We start from the raw sequence: 22,036 nt of genomic DNA, 5'->3' as shown, positions 1-22,036 counted from the left end.
CTTCAATCAACATTTATATTCCATGGGAGGTGGTCATCCTGTCGCAATCATCTGGTCCCTTTTCCTTTGTAGTTTCAAAAGAAGACTGGTCCCTTCATCGCAAAGGTCATCAGGATCAGGAACGTCATCAGCAAAAGGTCAGAGAAGCTATCAAGGATAATTTGCCGGATCTCGTGACCGAAGAAAATATTATTTTGTCAGGCGGTAAGCAGATTGTAAAGGTTCCGATTCGCAGTCTGGATGAGTATCGAATTATCTATAACTTCCGTAAGCAAAAGCATGTAGGACAGGGCGACGGGGAAAGTCAGGTCGGGGATGTACTTGGGCGCGATTCACAGTCGGCACAGCCAGGCAAAGGGGATAAAGCAGGCGATCAACCCGGTCAAGACACCGTGGAAGCAGAGGTGAATCTGGAGGATCTGGAGGACATCTTGTTTCAGGATATGGAGTTGCCTCATCTGAAGCCCAAGAATAAGGAAGAGATCGAGGTTAAATCTATCATCTTCAACGATATCCGTAAAAAAGGTATGATGTCCAACATCGATAAGAAACGTACCCTTCTGGAGAATCTTCGGCGTAATGCAAGCAGAGGTAATCCCGGAATTCACAGTATAAGCCCTGATGATCTGCGCTACAAAACATGGGATGACATTAGAACGCCTCACTCCAATGCGGTCATTATTGCGATGATGGATACGTCAGGTTCGATGGGATCTTTTGAAAAATATTGCGCCCGCAGCTTCTTCTTCTGGATGACCCGATTTCTGCGCCGCCAGTATGAAAAGGTGGAGATTGTCTTTCTCGCCCACCATACAGAGGCTAAAGAGGTCAGCGAGCATGATTTTTTCACTCGTGGCGAGAGTGGGGGAACCATCTGTTCCTCAGCTTATCAAAAAGCGATTGAGATCATCGATAGCCGATACCCACCTGCGCAGTACAATATTTATCCGTTTCACTTCTCCGACGGGGATAACCTCACCTCCGACAACGAACGTTGCGTGAAGCTAATCGGAGAACTGCTGAAACGAAGCAATATGTTTGGCTATGGTGAAGTGAATCAGTATAACCGCAGCAGTACACTAATGTCTGCTTATCGTCATCTGAAGCATGAACAATTCATGCATTATGTCATTAAAGACAAAAAAGAAGTGTACCAGGCGCTAAAGACCTTCTTTAGTCAAAAGGGTGCTGTTAATTCATAATCTCCTATACATGGGTGTCCCTCAGCCAATTCGTGGCTTTTGGAATACCCATGTTTTTTTGGGGGTTTCTCCGCTTTGAACAAAACGCCATACTTCCTCTGTTTGATTCAGTATCATTCACCCGTACAAAGTAGCCATCGGACTCAGCTGACCTTATACGTGACTTTTGAGCACATTTGCCTCGCTATCGGTCCCCATAGCCGCTATTGGCACAAAAAACACCCTCACAGAGCTTCATTCCAAGCAATAGCTGCACTGGGGTCCGAAACCACGCTCAAAAGGCGATTATTTGCTAAATAGCGTTATCTGGGTCCGTAGATATCAGGGGATGAGCTAAAATAGTATATAGTAGGCAACCGAAGGATTACTGGGGCTCGGGGACAATCGGGGAGCTCTTGGAGAATCGGTGGGCTCGGGGTTCTACGCTTTCGGACTCAGATGACCTTATACGCGACTTTTAAGCACATTTGGCTTACTATCGGACCCCATTGCCGCTATTGGCACAAAAAACACCCTCACAGAGCTTCATTCCAAGCAATAGCTGCACTGGGGTCCGAAACCACGCTCAAAAGGTGATTATTTGCTAAATAGCGTCATCTGGGTCCGTAGATATCAGGGGATGAGCTAGAATAGTATATAGTAGGCAACCGAAGGATTACTGGGGCACGGGGACAATCGGGGAGCTCTTGGAGAATCGGTGGGCTCGGGGTTCTACGCTTTCGGACTCAGCTGACCTTATATGCTACTTTTGAGCACATTTGCCTCGCTATCGGACCCCATAGCCCCTATTGGCACAAAAAACACCCTCACAGAGCTTCATTCCAAGCAATAGCTGCACTGGGGTCCGAAACCACGCTCAAAAAGCCCTAAATTGCTAAATAGCGTCATCTGGGTCCGAATCATCAGAGGATAAGCCGGAAAGTATGTTTGGAAAACTGAAAAACAACGGCGGGGTTCCAGTACTTTCTGTTTCGCGATCCTACATTCACCCTTCCGTTGTTGGAGCATCCCGGTTCTTTTTCTTTGGTTAGAGCAACTAGCTTCAGCGGATTAATGGAGAGCAACAACCCATTGACCCGGTTGTCAGTTCTTTCACCTTACAGCTGATTACCACACTACCTGTTCAATTAGCACTTGGCCTAGGACTGCCTCTTGGCATATTTTATCTAAGTGATAACAAGTGTATTGTGGAACGGCTCCGGACAGTTGAATAGATTTTCATTATGAAAATAACCTCCCCTCCCAAGCTCCGGGATGTGGAGGTTATTTATATAATTAAAAAGCTACAACCTACAGAACCTTCTCTCTATCCTTGCCTTTGTCAGATTCACCAGCATTTTTATTCGCCGCTTCCCGGTCCTGCATCATCTCATCCACCGTCTTCACCTTCAGACGAGCAGCGCCCTCGTTGTTGGCATTCGTTGGAATAAGATCTCCTGAAGCCAAGCGTTCCTTCGCTTTTGCAATAGCTTCGCTATATTGAGGCAGCCACTGCTCCCCAGCTACGAGCATCTCATCAACCATCTGCCAGATTTCTCTTGGGTTACATACAGCGCCTACCAACGGATCCATCATAAATGCTTGACGCAGTAGCTTGTCATCGCCATGCACAGCAGCTTCGACAGCTAAGCGTTGCACTGAGATACTAACGTTACACACCGCTGCGAGACCAAGCGGCAATTCGCCTACCAGCGGCATGGAGATCCCGTTCCGGTCTACATACCCCGGTGCTTCGATGATCGCGTCATCTGGCAGATTAGAAATCACGCCATTGTTCACAGTGTTAAAGTGTCCTCTGTACACTCTCCCGGTTTCCAATCCTTCTATAATGTAAGAGCCGTGCTCTTCCCCGCGCTTCTCCACCGTATACTCCAATGCCGGGTCTTTCATCCAGTTCGGGAAATCTGTCTCGAACCAATTACGCCCTTCCGTACAGACACGTAGATATCCACCAGTCTCGCCGTTAATCCAGCTTCCGAGATCGATCCAATCCATGATTTCTTCGCTACGTTTACGGTACCATGGCACATATTCACTTAGGTGCCCATTGGATTCTGTACTGTAATATCCAAAGCGGCGCAGCATGTCGATCCGAACTTTTTCCGTGCGACTGAATTCTGGATGATTCTCAAAAGCTTCTAAAAGACCTCCGGTCAAATCTTTACCTTTATGACTCGCCGAAATATACCAGGTCTGATGATTGATGCCCGCACAAATAATATCAACTTCCGATTTCTCCAGCCCATACACATCTGCAATTTGCCCATGCCCATGCTGCACACCATGACACAGACCAATCGTCCGTACACCACCGTATTTGTTGCAAGCCCAAGTCAGCATAGCCATAGGGTTCGAATAGTTAAGCAGGAGTACATCCGAATCAGCCATCTCCCTAATATCACGGCAAATATTCAGCATTTCCGCAATTCCGCGCTGTCCATACATAATGCCGCCTGCACAAAGGGTATCTCCTACGCACTGATCGACTCCGTATTTCAATGGAATATCCACATCCGTAGCAAATGCTTCCAATCCACCCATGCGAATAGTACAAAATACGTACTTGGCATCCTTCAGAGCTTCTCTTCGATCTGTCGTCGCCTGAATTTGAATATTTAATCCGTTCTCTTCAATATCACGTTGGCACAGCTCGGTAACCATCTCCAGGTTGTAACTATTAATATCCATAAATGAGACTTCAATATTATTAAATTCCGGTACGGTTAGTAAGTCCCGCAACAATCCACGGGTAAATCCAATGCTGCCAGCCCCTATAAAAGACACTTTAAATGACATCCTTATCATCCTCCGGTAATGAATTGATTCTTCCTGTCCATTGTAGCAAGGGAGCTGAGGAAAGCGTAACCAATATCATGACCACTTTTGAAGGAAGGTGTCAAAAATCCTAACCTATCTATTGAAGATCCATCTCTTCATAGTTCCAGGAGTGACGCTCAATGGAATTACGATATTCTACGGGTGTCTTGTCGGTGTATTTTTTGAAGAGGAGATGAAAGTATTGCCTGCTGCTAATTCCAACATAATCGGCAATTTCAGCAATCGGAATATCACTCTGACCCAGCAGCATCTTTGCTTTCTCCATTCGCAGCATATTCAAATAATCACTGAGTGTCCGGCCTGTATGTGACTTAAAAATACGATGCAGATATCCGGGATGCAGATTGACCGCGGCAGCGATATCCTTAACCTGAATACTTTGATCATAATTCTGATGCAGGAATTCGATACTCCGCCGCACATAGAGCTGTGAAGGCTGTTGGCTAGCATGAAGCTGGTCCTGTCGCAAGCTGGATAGTCGAAGCAGAAGCTCACAGAACAATAAATCAACCATACTTCCACCTTTCCCGCCAGTTTGATCTAGCTCCAGTACAAGTCCCTTAAGAACATGATAGATTTCCTCCGGATCAGGCATGACTAGACTGGAAAAGGGAACCTGTAACCATTCAGCAAGCGCCGTTTCTTTCTGAGCGAGCTTGCCGATAGATGGAGCAACCCCTGTATATTCCATAAATCCAAATTCCACATTCAGCATTCGACAGGGCGATCCATCCTCGACAATCAGTCTGTGCGGTACATTTGCATCGAGTATGATCAGTTCTCCCCGCTTTAATCTAAACCTCTCTTCTCCACCTGCTCTTGGACGGACATCCACGACACAGCTTCCTGAGATCAAATACATGATTTCGGTTGAATTATGCTGATGGTAAGACATATTGTAGTTGTTCCACTGTTTATAATAGTAAGCAAAAAAATGAGGACTATATTCCCCTTCAATTAAAGCCTGCTGAAAAAGACTCCCGCTCAGATTATTTAGAGGCAAATTCGTCAACCGATCACTCCTTTCTTCTATTAAAATGTTAATCCAAGTGTATCTCCCAAACCACTTCTAAGACAAGAAGAGCTCCTTGAAGTCATGAAGTTAGAAAAAACGAGCAAAACTCCAATACACAGGAGCGTTGCTCGTTTTATTGTTTTTACTATTAAGATTTAATTCTCATACTTGAAAAGAGACCATGGATTGCTTAAGGTCTGCTGCTAAGCTCTCTAGCTTTTGGGATAAGGCAACTAGCTCCTCACTTACAGTAAATTGCTGTGAAGACATAGAAGCTACCTCCTGCGTCGAAGCCGTCGTCTGCTGCACAATGGAACTGACACTCGCCATGGATTCACCTAATTGACGCTGAAACGCTATCAGGTCATGGATAGAGGCCGAAGATTCACTAAGATGCCCCATGAAGTATTCCATTTCCTCTTTGACACTTGCAAAGATCGTTGACGACTCACGTACAGAAGAAATCTGTTCACGGAACTTTGGAGCGGTCTCATTGATATCTTTAACCGTGTTCTCAATGTGTAGACCAATCTCTTCCGTAATCTTGGAGACTGATTGGATCGACTCATTCGATTGGTTAGCGAGCTGTCTGATTTCATCAGCAATCACTATAAAGCCTCTGCCTGCCGCACCGGCTCTTACCGCTTCTATAGTGGCATTTAGCGCCAAAATATTGGTCTGCTTATTTACGGCAATCATAGGGCTAAGAATAGTGCGAATTAAATGAGTGCTCTCTCTAAGTTTATTGGAGTTTTCTTGTATTCGATTGAACATCTCCACCGTAGATTCACTCTGCTCTACTAGCAGCTTCATCAGCTCTGTCCCCTGATCACTAACCTCAATCACTCGCTCCGCCGAAGCGTCCATTACTGTATTTAGTTCAGTCACTTCACTCATCTTGCTGCCAATGATTTCGACATTGTGATGGCTTCGTTCTGCTTCGACAGCAAGGCTGGCTGCTCCAAGTGCAATCTCACCCGTTGCAGATGCAACTTCTCTGGCATGAAGTGAGGTTGTACCTGATGCTTTGACTAATTGTTCCGAAGTACCAAGCACTTCATCCGCTGACATCTCACTCTGGCTTGCAAGCAGAGAAATTTGCTCCATCATTTTGTTAAAGCTATACCCAAGCCTGCCAATCTCATCCTTACCCTTAAAATTCGTTCGTACACGAAGGTCCCCTTGCTCACCTTCTTCCATTAAGGTCGCCAGCTTACCTAGAGGACGCCCAACCAAACGAACTAGAATATAACCAATTAACAGGGCTATCACGGCAGCGGCCAGCAATACAGAGAAAGTGATATAAAGAAGCTTGTCCGCCGACTTCGTAAAATCACTGACCGGTGCATATCCCATGAGCGTCCACTTTGCCGTCGTTAAAGGCTGATAAACGACAAGCTGAGGACTTCCGTTCTCATCGGCTGCTGTAAAGGAATGATTCTTTTCTACTTTTTGCTCTTCTGTTACTTTTATGTAAGAGGGTTGACCCAGTTTAGTCTTATCTGCACCATAAACAATGTTACCTTCTGTGCTCAAAATTCGAAGCTCACCGGTATTTCCAATCTGAAGATTAGACAACATTTCAGTCATGGCCTTCCCTTTAACTTCGATCAGCATGTAATACTCCGCTTCAGGATGTAAAAGATTGCGAAGTAATCTTCCCATAGTTAAAGTAGGCTCCGTATAAGCATCAAAGAATCCCTTCTCACGAACCGGAAACCAAACTGGCTCTCCTTTGGCATCTGCAACTTGTTTCAGTCTTTCAGCAACACCTTCATCACTACGAAGGCCACTAATGCCTACAGATTTATACGATTCCGTCTCTTCCAAGCTCTTAGACACCAGTCTGACGCCATACATCCGATCATCTGATCCTTTAACTAAATCCAGCTTTCTACGAATCCGATCTTCTGCAGCAACTTTGGCTACCGTTGTAAGTTCGCCACTATTTATTTTTTCCAGATCACCTTTTAATGCGGTGTCGAGTGCAAATTGTCTTGAAAGCGCTTCATATTCTGTTAGAACAAAATCCAGCTTGTCCGCCGCTTGAACTACTGACTGTGAGGAGGCTGCAGCAACCTCATCTGTAATGATATCTTTGGCAGCAAAATATGAAGTCAATCCCAGTACAGAGGATAAGAGCACTATGGAGCTGAATAAAATAACGAACAATTTTATTCCAACTGATCTAAATTGTAGAGTCCATAGTTTTTTCATTAAGTTCACTCCCTATGATGGAATAAGGGTACAGCCTTCCATTTCTGTACAAAGGCTGTACCCTGTTCATTCTTTAGTATGAAGAAGCTAATTCGTTTACCCCTTACTAGCTCCTGCAGTCAATCCATCAACAAGCAGACGTTGCAAGAATACAAACAAAATCATAATTGGAATAGAGATCAGAACAGCACCGGCAGAGAACAAGGTAAAGTTAGTGTTTTGGTTCGAGTTAACCATATCCCACATTCCGACTGCGACGGTCCAGTTCTCCTTCGTCCGCAAAATAAGTCTGGCGAAAATGAAATCCACCCAAGGACCGACAAATTGAGTCAGTGCCATGTAAGTGATCATAGGGCGTGACAAGGGAAGAATGACTCGCATAAATATCCCGAAATTGCTCGCCCCGTCTATTCGAGCCGCCTCATCCAATGAACGAGGAATCGTGTCGAGGAAGCCTTTGGCGATAAATGTTCCCCCGAGCGGCGCCCCGGCCGCATAAACAATAATCAAGGCAATATGTGTATCCAGCAAATTAAACTCCTTAAGGAGCATATAAATGGCAATCATACTCATAAAACCAGGGAACATACCAAGAATCAGAACGGTCGATAACGCTGTTTTACGCGCTTTAAACCGGAATCTGGATACAGCGTAACTGGTTAACAAGGTAAGAACTACACCGATAAGCATGGAGAATACGGCTATCTTCAATGTATTCGCATACCAAGTTCCAAACATATAGCTCGGTGATGTGAACAATTCTCTGTAGTGATCGAAGGTGAATTGCTCAGGGATAAACGTTTTACTGTACAGTGATTTACCAGGTCGGAAGGAAGCAAATAGAATCCAGAGGGCCGGATAGAGTGCCGCTATCGACAAAGCAATCAAGATGATGTAACTACCACTTAAGCGAATAAAGTTCGCGATCTTTCTGCTCATTGGATCATATCCTCCTCTTTGAATGATTTCGTCCGGCGGTAATTGTACAGGGAGAATGATGCAACAATGATAAAGATAATAATCCCTATTGCCGAAGCCATATTGTTTTTATTCTGATCAAGTGTTAATTTGTATAGCCAGGTTACTAACAAGTCCGTGGAACCCGCATATTGATAATCACCATTTACAGGACTACCACCTGTTAATAGGAAGATCGCATTAAAGTTGTTAATGTTACCTGCAAACTGCGTAATTAGGGTAGGTGCGGTAGAGAACAATACCATTGGTAGCGTAACAATCCGGAACTTCTGATAACCTGATGCTCCATCCACCTCAGCGGCTTCATACATATCCCGAGGAATTGTAGTCAGCACGCCCATAATAAGTAACATCGAGACTGGAATACCAACCCACATGTTAACAATAATAACGGTAACCTTAGCCCAGAATGGATCTGTCAGCCATGGCAGTCCGCCCATTCCAAAATACCCGAGGTATTGGTTGATAGGGCCGAATTGACCGTTAAATAAATTGCGCATGAGCAGCAAAGAGATTAACTGCGGTACTGCGTAAGGCACAATCAGAATAACTCTCCACATTCCTTTGAAACGAATGCCTTTTTGGCTCACCAATAAGGCTACCAATAGTCCTCCGAAATATGTAGTAATCGTTGAAAGAACTGCCCATATAATCGTCCACGTTAATACGCCATAAAAAGTGTGGCTCCATGTTTTGAGAACCAATAAATTACGGAAGGTCTGAAATCCAACCCAGTCCACCAGTTTAGCGGGTGGAAGATGATCAGGTGCGGAATAGTTCGTAAACGCTAGCAGGATCATGAAGATGATTGGCATGATCGTAAAGAACAGAACACCAATACCCGGCAAGACCAAGAACGTCTGAGCGAACTTATAATCTAGTATATAGCGAACACTTTGTTTAAAGGTGTTTGCCTGAAGACCGTTATCGCGTTTCTCTCCAGTCTTATAAGCATCTTTAATGTTCAAATACCAAGCGAGGATTATGATGATAAGCATTAGAATGGTGATCAAGCTTTGAATCAAAATATAAATCGAGTGATCCCCAGCTACCATCTTAGCGATGCCTTTTACTTTTACCAAACGGCTAGGGTTTTCTCCTAGTGTGACAAAACCCCATAAAGCAGTAGCAAGATTCTGAATAAAATAATAAACAGCGGCGGCTTCTACAACTAAAAACATGATTCCTTTGATGAATTGGCGGTTATATATTTGTCCCAATCCCATGAAAATCGTCGACAGTACTGCGGCCCTCGTGCGATGTCGCTGCATTTCGCTTCCGTTCTCCTCTCCGAGTGAAAATAAGAAGCTGCCCTCCGCTAAACATGCGACGGGCAGCTTGATTCACTGTATGCTGTTAAGACTGTGATTTATGATCCTTATTGCGATGAACTGTTGTTCAAATCTTTAATCTGTTGAACAGCTTTGTCCATTGCTGCTTTTGGATCTACATTTTTATCCCAAATTTCTGGAAGTGCAGCATTTACAGGGCTCCATACGTTACCCATTTCAGGAATGGAAGGCATAGGCTGGGAGCTCTTAGCTTGTGCTGCAAAAGCGGATACAAATGGATCGTTAACGATTTGTGGATCAAGAAGCGCTTCGTTGTTTGTAGGAACAGAACCGATCGTTTTATTCAATAGCAATTGAGCGTCTTTGCTTGATGCAAAATGAGCGTACAATTTAGCAGCATTCGGATATTGAGTAAACGAGTTAACTGCGAAAATTTTGATACCAGAGAATGTGATGGCTGTTTTGCCATTCACTGTAGGGATCGGTGCGATACCAAGGTTGTCGCCAAGAGCTGCTTTGTATCCTCCAAGCTCCCAAGGACCTGTGATATCCATTGCTACATCACCTGAGTTGAACAAGCTGCGTTTGATATCAGCGTTGATATCTCCGCTCTTAATTGGCAATGCTTCTTTCATTTTCACAAATTCTTTAAGTCCTGCAACAGCTCCATCATTAGCAAGTCCGATATCGTCTTTATCTGTACCGTCCTTACCGAATAGATATCCGCCATCGGAAGCGATAAACATGTAGTTGAAGTACAAGTTTCCTACTTCCCACATAATTCCGTATCTGTTCTTGGATTTATCTGTGAATGTTTTGCTGAAAGCAAGAACATCGTCGAAAGACTTAGGTGCTTCTTTAACAAGTGATTTATTGTAGAACAATGCATAAGTTTCTGCTGCTCTTGGGTAGCCATACAATTCGCCTTCATACGAAGATCCGATAATCGAAGCTTCAGTATTGCTAGCTTTTGTTTCTTCACCGAAGACATCGTTAGGAAGAACCAAGCTCGCACTTGCCGCTTTACCTAAGTTGTCGTGAGGAATAAGGATAACGTCTGCTGCTAATCCTGAAGGACCATCTTGCGTAAGTTTAGTTACTTGATCTGGTGGTGCCAACTCTTCAATCTTGACTGGAACGTTATATTTTGCTGTGAACTGCTTAGCAATTTCGTCTGCGAATGGTCTTTCTTCCTTACTTTCCCATACAACTAGAGTCGCTCCATCTTCAGGTACAATCTCATCTGTCGCTGCTGCATCTGTGCCCTCTGGCGCTGCAGTCTCTGTAGTGTTATTAGCAGCATTAGTAGCTTTTGCTGCGTTGTTACCCCCGGCATTCCCATTGTTACTCGAACCACACGCTGTAACGGACAGTGCCATAGAGACAGCAGCGGTGATAACCATCACTTTTTTTAACTTCATTACTTTAACCCCTCCCAATTTTAAAAAAGCATAAGATGATAAAATAGTAGAGCAGAAACTTGCGCAAACGATTTCAGAAAAGCTAAAAAAAAAGTTATTCTTTTAGCTCACTCCTTCTAAAGCTGCATTAGCAGATCAAGAAAGCGCTTCATTCATGAATACATCATACAACAGTATCGTTTGTTTTTAAAAACGTTTGCACATACCATATTTGACCATTTTCCATTAATTGATAAACAATATAGGCATTTATCTCCATTTTTCACATGATATCTTTTAATTAATCGATATTTCATGTGTTTAAAAATGGAATTGCTATTTTATTTACCCCTGATATACCACAAATTCACTTTTCCAATAGATTTACAATTATCAAGCAGTAGAAACGCTTATATACTCAAGTGAAAATTTGTGCAATGGTTTGAACAAGAGTATTGAAAGCCCTTTTATTCCATGCTATAATCCAAATCGTTAAGAGGCAACCCAACATGAATCATCTCATCTATTGTCTGCCTTCTGTTCTTTATAATTAAAAGGCAATGTTACTTATGAAAGGTACAACCTCGGACAAGCTACTTCGCGGCGGTTGTGCCTCTTTGTTATGTGCAAGTCTGCCTCATCTTTTGCGCATGTTGCATAAAAAACTGTGCAACCAATAACAATAGCGACATTCTAAAATCCACGCGCTGTGGTGAATTGTTCGGGAAAGTATCGCTCACAAAACTTAAGCGTATGCTTTCGAGGTGATTTTGCCGAAGCTGATCAGGGAAGTATCGCTTACAAAACTAAGCGTATGCTTTCGAAGTGGTTTTGCCGAAGCTGATCAGGAAAGTATCGCTTACAAAACTTTAGGAGGACTTATTCATGTTATTGGAAGCTGTGTACCATCGTCCGCGGTTAAATTGGTCTTATGCCTATAATGAGAGCACGATTCATTTACGTCTCCGCGCTAAAAAAGGGGATTTAACAGAAGTATTTGCTTTTGCAGGGGATAAGTACACTTGGGATACCACGAAAGAGCTAATTCCCATGACCCTCTTCACCTCTGATGCGATGTTCGATTATTGGGAATGCGCCTCTGTTCCCATCTATCGCCGATTGAAATATGGATTCTTACTGCAAAAGGATAACGAGAAAGTATGGATGACCGAAAATGATTTTCAAACAAACCGGCCTGAAAATCCAAACAAGCTTTTCGAGTTCCCATTTATTAATCCCGTCGATGTATTCACTCCGCCTGCCTGGGTAAAGGACGCTGTTTTCTATCAGATCTTCCCTGAACGCTTTGCAAATGGCGACCCTAGTCTTGATCCGGAAAATGTCCAGCCATGGGGAGCAGAGCCAACACCAACCAACTTTTTTGGTGGTGACCTGCAAGGGGTTATCGATCACTTGGATCATCTTAACGAGCTTGGCATCAATGCTATTTATTTCACACCTCTCTTCACAGCAACTACTAATCATAAATACGATACAGAAGATTACATGAAAGTTGATCCGCATTTTGGGGATATTGCAACACTAAAAAAACTAGTTGACCTCTGCCATAAACGTGGAATCCGAGTGCTATTAGACGCCGTATTCAACCACTCTGGTGGAACCTTCGCTCCGTTTTTGGATGTTAAGGAAAAGGGAGAAGACTCCATCTACAAAGACTGGTTCCATATTCGTGAGTTTCCACTTCAGGTTGTAAACGGCATTCCTACTTATGATACTTTTGCCTTTGAACCACATATGCCAAAGCTTAATACCGAGCATCCTGAAGTTAAAGAATACTTGCTGAAGGTCGCAGAATTCTGGATCACAGAAGTAGGAATCGATGGTTGGCGCCTTGACGTAGCCAATGAAGTAGATCATGATTTCTGGCGTGAATTCCGCAAAGTGGTGAAGCGTGCTAATCCTGAGGCCTACATTCTTGGGGAAATCTGGCATGAGTCTGCTCCATGGTTAGAAGGAGATAAATTTGATGCCGTTATGAACTATCCCTTCACTGATGCCGTCCTAGACTTCTTTGTTCATGGCAGCCTTGATGCTGAAGGATTTGCCAACTCTATTGGCAGGCAGTTATCTCGCTACCCACTGCAAGCAAGTGAAGTTGCTTTCAATCTGTTAGATAGCCATGACACTCCACGCTTGCTTACGCTGGCTGCGGGGGACAAAAATAAAATGCGACTAGCTGCACTATTCCAGTTCACCTTTATGGGTACTCCTTGTATCTATTATGGCGACGAGTTCGGAATGGACGGTGAGGGTGACCCAGGTTGTCGTAAATGCATGGAGTGGAACCCTGAGAAGCAGGATCGTAATCTGTTCCAATTCTATCGTCAGCTCATTCAAATACGCAATGATCAACCTGCACTTCGTACGGGGACATTTACTTTCTTGGAGGCAGGTCGACAAGGCAGTAAGATTGCCTATGAGCGCCGATTGGATCTTCAGAATATAGTTGTACTGATCAACAGTGAAGAGACCGCTCAGACGTTCCGTATCGATGTAGACGAGCGAAATTGGGAAAACTTATTCACTGGCGATACAGTGAGTGCTGAACGTGGAAAGCTGATCATGAAGATGCCTGCTTATGGTTTCGCTATACTTAAAGCAATCAACTAGATTTAAATGCTTTTGACGTATAAAACATAAAAAACAGGGTATCTCACTAGCTATGATAGCAGTGGGATACCCTGTTTTCTATTAGAGATTACGAAGGATGACTTACACCTTACTAGCCAACAACTAATACTTCGGTGCACTAACAATCAGCACACCGAAGTCCAGTTTACTTGCTCATTAGTGTATAAATAATCTGTGCGCTTTCGGCGCGGGTCATCCACCCTTTTGGAGCAAATTGATTGTTCTCTCTGCCTTGCAGAAGCCCTAAACCTGCTGCAGTCTTCACGTAGCTATCTGCCCACTTGCTAATGCTAGCTGCATCTGCAAATGTCGTGACACCCACTGCTGGTTCAATCTTCTTACCAGACTTCACTTCAAGCGCACGGATCACCATAATAGCCATTTCCTCACGGGTAATGGAGGCATTCGGCGCAAAGGTATCCTTGCTTCGACCACTAACAATGCCCAGCTTAGAAGCTGTTGCTACGTATGATGAATACCATGCATCTGACTTAATATCGGTAAATTTAATTTGCCCATCCGCATTTAAACCAAGTGCACGAATTAATAATGCGGTAAATTCCGCACGGCTAACATTGCTCTTCGGATTAAACTCGGTTGTTGTAACCCCTGAAACAATTTGTTTTGCGGCAAGAGACTGAATGGCATGGAATGCCCAATAAGTAGTTGGAACATCCTTAAACGACTTCACAATCTCAAGTACGGCATATTTACTAAAGTGCGTGACCTGTGTAGATATCACATCTCCATTCAGCTGTCCACCTACGTACTCAAGCTCGCCATTATCGCCTAAATAGTAGATGCCCACTAGATCTTTATTCGATTGGCCTTTAATCTTAAACGATAACGTAATTGGCTCATCGAACTTCTTAACTACAATCCGGGTACCATCTTTCTTCAGAATGCTAAGTCTCAGTTCAAACACATCGGAAAGCGAAGTTACGCTCCCCACCTCTTTGTTTAAACCATCGATTAATGCTTTTGTAGCAGACTCAACCAGAGGACTCAAATCCAATAAGATTCGTGAACCTTCCGCATCCATTCCTGAAGCTAAACTTGGAATTGTGCTTAACAGTTTGTTAGGGATAGTAACTAACAGATCCCCCACTTTTACTACTAGATCATTAGATCCCAATGTTTTTGCAGCTTGCAACGGTAACAGTACCGCTGACTTACCTGCAGCAATAACAATTTCCACCTTACCCTCTTTCACGTTCTTTAAGCTATCCTCACTGACAACTTGGGCATTGGAAGGAGTTGTTGGGCTAACAACAATTGGTCCATACGTTGTTTCTGGCGATGGCGATGGTGTTACTGTCGGTGTTGCTTCTGGTGTCACCGTAGGTGTCGGTGTTGCTTCTGGTGTCTTCGTTGGTGTTGGCGTTGCTTCTGGTGTCTTCGTTGGTGTCGGTGTTGCTTCAGGCGACACTGTTGGTGTCGGAGTTGCCTCTGGTGACGCTGTTGGTGTCGGCGTTACCTCTGGTGTTGGTGTCGGTGTTACATCCGATGCCTCTACCAGAATAACCGTACCCCCATTATCTCTACCTGGTAAATCAATGATTACTTTTTGATCTTCGGATACTGAGTATGTTTTACCGCTGTACTCATCCTTTACAGATGAATTGGCAGCAAACGGTACTGGAATCGTTGCGGATTCCTCACTTGTCTTAGTGTTAATAACCGTCACGACGTTCTCATTATCGTAAGACTTGTTGAAGGCTAAATAACCTAAATCATCTGAACCTACCAGCTTCGTGCGCGTACCTTTGGAATACACTTTGGAGTATTTTGCACGGATGTTGAGCAGCTTCTGATAATGATCATGAAGTGGCTTCTCTGCAGTCAACTGATCCCATGGCATATCCTTACGGTTCTCACTGAACTCACCTTTAGACATGTCTCCTGCATTTTTGCCCGATTTGCCCAGTTCTTCTCCATAGTAAATGACTGGCTGTCCTTTGGCGGTGATTTGCAGTGCAGCTGCGATCTTCAGCTTGCCTTTGTCTCCATCCACATAATTGGACAAGAAGCCATCCTCATCATGACTACTCAGGAATTGAGCCATCATCTTCGTGTTATCAATCTTTAACTCTCGTTCCTGCAAATAGGAATCAACACTGTTAACTTTACCATCAGTAAAGTCTTTCGCAGCATCATTAAATCCAAAATCAAGCAGTCCGTCCATCTGGCCTGTTTCGAGCATTCCACCATTGCTATCAATGGTTCCGCCGAAGTATTCACCGGTCATTTTGAAGTTTGGATCAATTGAAGTCAGTGCATTTTTAAATGCTTTCCAAGTTGTATCTTCTACATGTTTGACTGTATCCACACGGAAATAGTCAATTGTATCTCCACGTTCCGTCCGAGCGTTATCTAACCACCCTGTTTGCCAAGCGATAATTTTTTCACGAACGGCTGGATCTTCCGTTTTGAAATCCGGCAACCCTGCAAGCTCACCTTTGATTGGATCTGTATCCGCGGATACACCATCCGTACGAAGCATTCCTTCAAAACGTGCTTTATCCTCAGCTGTAACTGTCGGCTCATTATCCTCAGCCTTTAAACCGTAGCCCGTATGATTGAGTACAACGTCGACCATGATCTTGATGCCCTTATCATGTGCCTTCTCGATCAATTCCTTGAAGGTTTCCATATCACCAAGATGCTCGTCGAGCTTTGTAAAGTCCTTGGCCCAATAGCCATGATATCCGTATTGTTTGAAGCCATCACCTTTATTAAAATCAATATTATCTACAATTGGCGTAATCCATAGTGTGTTAATACCCAGTTCTTGCAAATAATCGAGATTGTCGATCATTCCTCGGAAATCACCACCGTGGTATGCTTCCAGTTGATCTTTATCTACATTCTCATTATTCGTTGGATCACCGTCTTTGAAGCGGTCTGTAAGCGCGAAGTATATACGAGCCTCATCCCAATCAAAATCCAGCTTATCACCTGTGTAGGTTCTCGCTTTTACCTCGAGTTTAGCATTTTCTTTATGTGTATTTCCGTACTGGTCCACGAGCGTAATCGGAATATTCTTGATTCCCGCCGACACCGTGTCCTTCACAGCGACCGTCTGCTTCATCAAGTTTGTATCTAACTTAACCTTGCTTGATCCTCCAAGATTAGATAAATCCATATATCCATCCGAATACGTTACATCTTCTGAAGAAGATGCATTAATAGTCACAATCGCATTCTGATTCGATGTAACTGCTTCCGGGATTACGGATGTCGTAATCGTAACGTCAGGAATATGATACACAACAATAGATTCATCATTCACTGTATTTTTAGGATCTGTAAATTCAGTAGTGATTCCGTTTTTCGTGATCAAGAACGTATACTTATACGTACCTTCTACTAAATCAGTCAACGTGTAAGTGAACAACTCCTTAGCAGCATCATAAACCATTGGATATGCTTTTCCATTCACTTTTACTTTTGCAGCTGTGATCGCATCCATATTCCCACTGCGGAACAATGCATCATCGCGATAGAAGAAAGTTAGCGTTCCATCTTTAAGAATAGGACCGCTAATACTTGGGCTGATATCAAACTCCTTCACCCCGCTAGTTACGTTCACTTTAGTGAATAATTCACCAGGCGTCAGCGGAATGATACGGTCATCCCCGTAGGGGTCCTTAATCGACCAATCGGTACCTTTACGAAGGACAAACCCTACACTTGTCGCATTCTCAGCAACCTCAATTAGGACACTCGCTTTACCATCCTTAAAGGTAGTAAAATCGATCTGGTCATTTTTAACTCCCGTATTCCAGACCCAGATGTTCCAATCCTTATAATCGTTATCACTACGGGTATAAGTGAACAGAACATATCTCTTATCCGTAACCTTAACTGTAACGGTTGTAGAAATACCGCCATAAGTGATGGTAATTACAGCTGTTCCATTACCAATTGCCTTCACTTGACCTTTATTGGTTACTGTAGCCACTTCAGGCTTATTGGAATTGTAAGTAGCCAATTGCGTAACATTTTTTCTGCTGTTGTCGTCGTACTTCGCAAAAACAGCTGTTTGATGCGTATTGCCTGCTGCCAGCGTGTAGCTTGCACTATCTGTTTCCAGGGAGGTAAGCGTAACAGGCACAGCATCCTTTTGAATAATTACTGCAGTTAGAGGATCTATCGTAATTGAATTTGCTGTTAAGGAAAAACCTGTCTTATGATCAGCCGATATCGCAGTAACACCAGCTTCATCATTGTCGACAAGCACCTTACCACCCGTCAAATCCTCTGATAAGGTCAGTGTTCTAGCTGTACTGTCGCCGTTCATGAAGACATAATAGATACCTGTGCCATCAGTAGCTTTGTTAGAATAGCCAATGACAAGATCATCAGTCTTCATTTCTGGAGCAGGAATTAGGTTAACATTGGAATCAACCAAATCCTTGTCGCCCAATCGGAATGCATCCGTAGACTTTCTCAATTCCATCAGACCCGACGTATATTTTCGTGTCGTGTTCTGAACAGGGAACTGTGATTCATCCGTTGCTTTGGTCCAATCAAACATGTTGACCGCATCCGAAGAATCATACGAATCATGAATGAAGTAACCAAAGGATTTGCCTTCACTATCAAACATTTCTGTGTATTTATCCTGAGGAACCGTAGTGCTATTCCATTGCTTGGTACGCCCATATTCCTGGCCTGCATGAATGAAGGCTGTGCCTTGGGAGGTTAGAACAAGCATGTTTCCTAATCTAATCCTTTTCTGGATTTCAAGCTCATTATCTGCATTTTTAGGATCTTTCTTGATCGTTTGTGCAATAACATCGTGCAGCGTCAGATTATCATGCGCTTCGATGTACGGAACGATATCACCTGGATCATCAGCAGGCGTATTTGAGGGCTCCGCCTTAATATTGTTAAAGATTGTCGCTATTGGACGCGCACCGCCCGTAATAAATCTAGGTTGACCTTCAGAACCATAACCAGATTTCAATTCATTACGGAATTCATCAGAGAAAACACCGACGCTATCCGTTTTATCCATCCAGTCCTGATCTGCACCTTTTCCAGCAAGGGAAGGATCGGCTGCGGCACCGCCGAATGTTCTCCAGCCTTCACCGATAAAAAGTGCCTTCGGATTTATTGCTGCCGCGGCATCATAAGCATGTTGTACAGCCTCCGCTGTCGCATCGCCCATCATATCCCAGCGCATTCCATCTATCTTGTACTCTTCAAACCAATATTTCACGGAATCTACCATCAGTTTCTCAGCCATTTTATGGTTAGTGGCCAGATTGTTTCCGAAACCTCCGATAAAGTTGCCATTTGCATCTTGGAACGCGTAATAATTAGGAACGATGTCGTTTAAAAATTCTTTTTTAGCCATATGTGTGTACACTACATCCAGAATGACACCCATTCCAGCTTCATGTACGGCGTCAATCAAACCTTTTAATTCTTTAATCCGCTCCTCAGGATCAGCAGGTTTCTGCGAATAAGCACCGTCCGGAGAGAAGTAACTGTGAGGATCATACCCCCAGTTGTATTCATTGTTTTTTGCAGAATAATCGCTCTCTCTAGTATCCATCTTCGTTTCGTCCCCGTAATACCAAGCCATTACAGGAAGTAACTGAATGTGGGTCACACCAAGAGATTTAATATAATCAAGTTTCTTTTCAAAAGCGCTATAAGAGCCCCATCTTTCGCCACTCAGACTATCTTGGATCGATACATCGGATGTAAAGTCTCTGACGTGGACCTCGTATATAATAGCGTCCTCGCGTTTTTCGTAGCCTTTAATATCTGCATAACCAAAGGTATCCGGGTTCGTCTGGCTTAAATCAACGATAGCCGCTTTACCGACTGTATCCCCGCCAGCACCAGCAGCACCTGTGGTATCCACAGTAAATACCGCCATTGATTTAGCATAAGGATCAAGGACCTTATTGGTTACACCGTCATTCGTCACTTCATATTGATAAAAGAATCCTCTTACATCGTTTGTAGTAGTGCCTGTCAAATCAGTCGGCTTTAAGTCCACCGACCAGACTCCTTGCTCACCGCTCGTTAAGTCCACACTACCCACGAACACGTTGGAGTCATTCTTATCGTACACATTAACGACAACCGAGCTAGCTTTAGGTGCCCACAATTTTAACGTAGCTGTTTTGTCAGCGTTATACGTAGCCCCTAGATCGTCTCCTGTATAATTGTACATTTCATCAAGCATTCTCCAACCACTAGCCGCAGAGACCGTTTTACCTGAATAAGTAACGCTAAGCGGAACTTTATCCAGATCAAAGGCTTTTGTATCAACTTCAATTGAAGTTTTGCTAGTGATAGTTACAGCCGATACAGGAATAGCAACACCGTCTTTATCTTTAACGGTAATCTCATTCTTCAATGCTACTGCATCTAAGCCGTCCGTTAACGTGAAACCAAGAAGGATTTTGCTTGTCGATAACACCTCTGCCGAAACTAAACCGATAGGTGTTTCACCAAATGGAGATACATATACATTGTTGTCTCCTTCTTTTATCCACAGCTGGTTGTAACGATCCAGTAGAGTAAATCCTTTGTCACCACCGTCTTTATTATCGCCATTCAACGGGTTCACTACGAGAAACCCAATTTTTTTGGCAGCTTCTTTCAATGGAATATCAATATAAGCACCAAAGCGACCTACTTGATCTGCTTGGAATGGAATTGCATCTTTAGGCCAATCCTTAAGTGAAACTGCAACATCATCCCACAACCATAATCCATACTGACTTTGATTGGAATCTGATCTCATATAATGGATCCGAACGGTATTTGCCGGAAGCTTAACCGGTTCATAAGGCGTAACTACATCGGAGCCTTCAGTGATCCACACTTCATTAGTTTGTGGAGTATTAATCGAGAAGTTCTTATCTCCTCCGTCTTTAGCACCACTTGCACGCTTAAGTGCGATGAATGAGATTTTCTTAGCCCCATCCTTGATCGGCACATCAACATATGCACCATAGGAATCCATTTGTCCTTCAGGGAAAGGGGTCGCACCCATAGCCCAACCATCAGAAGGGTTTACAACATCACCCCATAACCACAATCCCTTATCAGTGTAATCACTAGCTTTGTAGTGAACACGAATGTGCCCTGCGGGAACAGGTGTAACCTCTACAGGTTCAGTAGGGATTTTATATTCTGCGGTCACACTGTGATCTGCAGTATTGTACTTGAAGGTTACCTTAAGATCTAACGGTAGGCTCAACGCTAGATCGCTTTCTGGATAAGACATATCCTCTGCTTCTGTGGCGCCCGGAACAGAAACCTTGTATGTGTAATCACCCTGCGGCACAGTAACAACCGTACTGTACACTCCATCAAAATCGGAATCTGTTAATGTGGACAACGCCTCTGCTGGCAGGTTTCCTGTCAATCTTGGAAACTTATCTGCAGCAATTGGCGTATAGTACGTAGAATCAGCTATTTTATGAGTGATGTCATTATAATAAAAGGTTACAGTCGTTTCTTCTTCTAACTTTATGTGGATATTCTCTCCATCATTTTTCCCTTGAGGGTTTGTATACTTTGCAAATCCATAGTTCTCATCCCAACTATCGTTCAGAGCAACCTTGTAGTTATATTCCCCCGCTGGCAGAGTCCCTGCAAAAGTATACAAACCATTGTCTGAGTAAGTCATTTGAGTGACTACTGATTTTTCATCCCAATCATTTCCAGCATTTTCCGCCCCAGTGGATATAAACTTGGACTGCAAATCACCGACCAAAACCACCTTTGTCGTTTCTGCAGAAACACTAACTGGGTGTAATCCAAGACTGGAGAACACGAGAGCAACGATCATGAAGATCGCGAATGACCTCTTGCCCCATAAAGTTATTTTCATTTTTGTAAAACCTCCTATGTTTATGAATTCCCTTTTTGCAAGCGGATACATAATTTCGCGAACCCCGCCAATTATTCTGAGGTTATGAAATCATGCCTGTTCCTTCTAAAGTTGGAGAAGGTCTATGTTAGCGGCTTGTCAAACCAGATTAACGGCATCATCCTCCCATCAAAGTTAAATATCAACCCAAAACCATGAACTTAGTGCAAACGTTTGCAAATAGACGTGCACAAACCTAAATACATAAAACTCATTCCTTAACACAACTGGTATCGATCCAAAATCGCCCAATGTAAACGCTTGCTATATTTTGATTTACATACTAATGCTGTATTTATGGTATTGTCAACCAGTATTTTTATGTGTTGAACGAACTCAATTTATCATAAAAGTAAAAATAAAGAAAAGTAAACCTGATAATTCCATTAGGATTTATCCGTTTTTTTGATAGTATCTTTAATTTCATTCCTCTACTCGGATCTAATATATACTTCAGCAATTGTTCCAAAAAAGTTTAAGCCACACGTTTGCATTTAAGAACTGCTCCTTTCGAAGAAATTGGCTATCTTTTATAT

At 43.4% G+C, this 22,036-nt stretch carries 9 protein-coding genes; 2 read left to right on the top strand and 7 right to left on the bottom strand.

The window, feature by feature from the left end; translation table 11 throughout:
* The first annotated feature begins 38 nt into the window (after window positions 1-38).
* A complete protein-coding gene (gene yhbH / locus QNH28_RS08595) occupies window positions 39-1,202 on the top strand; it encodes a sporulation protein YhbH (RefSeq protein ID WP_283912089.1) in 1,164 nt (387 codons plus the stop codon).
* A 1,290-nt stretch (window positions 1,203-2,492) separates the two neighbouring features.
* Here yhbH and melA read toward each other — a convergent pair.
* The 6 genes from melA to QNH28_RS08565 all read right to left on the bottom strand — a co-directional run bounded on the left by melA (window position 2,493) and on the right by QNH28_RS08565 (window position 10,963).
* Window positions 2,493-3,998, bottom strand: a complete 1,506-nt coding sequence (melA, locus tag QNH28_RS08590; RefSeq protein ID WP_283910998.1) for an alpha-glucosidase/alpha-galactosidase — start codon at window positions 3,996-3,998, stop codon at window positions 2,493-2,495.
* Window positions 3,999-4,116: 118 nt separating this feature from the next.
* Entirely contained in the window at window positions 4,117-5,028 is a 912-nt protein-coding gene (locus QNH28_RS08585; RefSeq protein WP_283912088.1) for an AraC family transcriptional regulator, read from the bottom strand.
* Between the two features lie 189 nt (window positions 5,029-5,217).
* Window positions 5,218-7,272 carry a methyl-accepting chemotaxis protein gene (locus tag QNH28_RS08580; RefSeq protein WP_283910997.1) on the bottom strand — a complete coding sequence of 685 codons (2,055 nt, stop codon included), beginning with the start codon at window positions 7,270-7,272 and terminating at the stop codon, window positions 5,218-5,220.
* Window positions 7,273-7,368: 96 nt separating this feature from the next.
* Window positions 7,369-8,211 carry a sugar ABC transporter permease gene (locus tag QNH28_RS08575; protein WP_042186333.1) on the bottom strand — a complete coding sequence of 281 codons (843 nt, stop codon included), beginning with the start codon at window positions 8,209-8,211 and terminating at the stop codon, window positions 7,369-7,371.
* Entirely contained in the window at window positions 8,208-9,521 is a 1,314-nt protein-coding gene (locus QNH28_RS08570) for a sugar ABC transporter permease (RefSeq protein ID WP_042125830.1), read from the bottom strand. Before QNH28_RS08570 ends, QNH28_RS08575 begins: the two co-directional genes overlap by 4 nt.
* 107 nt (window positions 9,522-9,628) lie before the next feature.
* Complete coding sequence (locus QNH28_RS08565; RefSeq protein ID WP_042186329.1) at window positions 9,629-10,963, bottom strand: sugar ABC transporter substrate-binding protein; 1,335 nt, start codon at window positions 10,961-10,963, stop codon at window positions 9,629-9,631.
* 864 nt (window positions 10,964-11,827) lie between these two features.
* On the opposite strand from QNH28_RS08565, the gene QNH28_RS08560 reads away from it, so the two are divergent.
* Window positions 11,828-13,573: an alpha-glycosidase gene (locus tag QNH28_RS08560; RefSeq protein ID WP_283910996.1), complete on the top strand. Its 1,746-nt coding sequence runs from the start codon at window positions 11,828-11,830 to the stop codon at window positions 13,571-13,573.
* 166 nt (window positions 13,574-13,739) lie between these two features.
* Here the strand turns inward: QNH28_RS08560 and QNH28_RS08555 are convergent, their stop codons facing one another.
* Complete coding sequence (locus tag QNH28_RS08555) at window positions 13,740-21,461, bottom strand: pullulanase (protein WP_283910995.1); 7,722 nt, start codon at window positions 21,459-21,461, stop codon at window positions 13,740-13,742.
* Window positions 21,462-22,036 lie beyond the last annotated feature (575 nt).

The sequence above is a fragment of the Paenibacillus sp. G2S3 genome, assembly GCF_030123105.1.
GTDB lineage: Bacteria > Bacillota > Bacilli > Paenibacillales > Paenibacillaceae > Paenibacillus_AQ.
The sequence above is the reverse complement of the archived record's forward strand: the minus strand, read 5'-3'. Positions and strand labels throughout refer to the sequence as shown.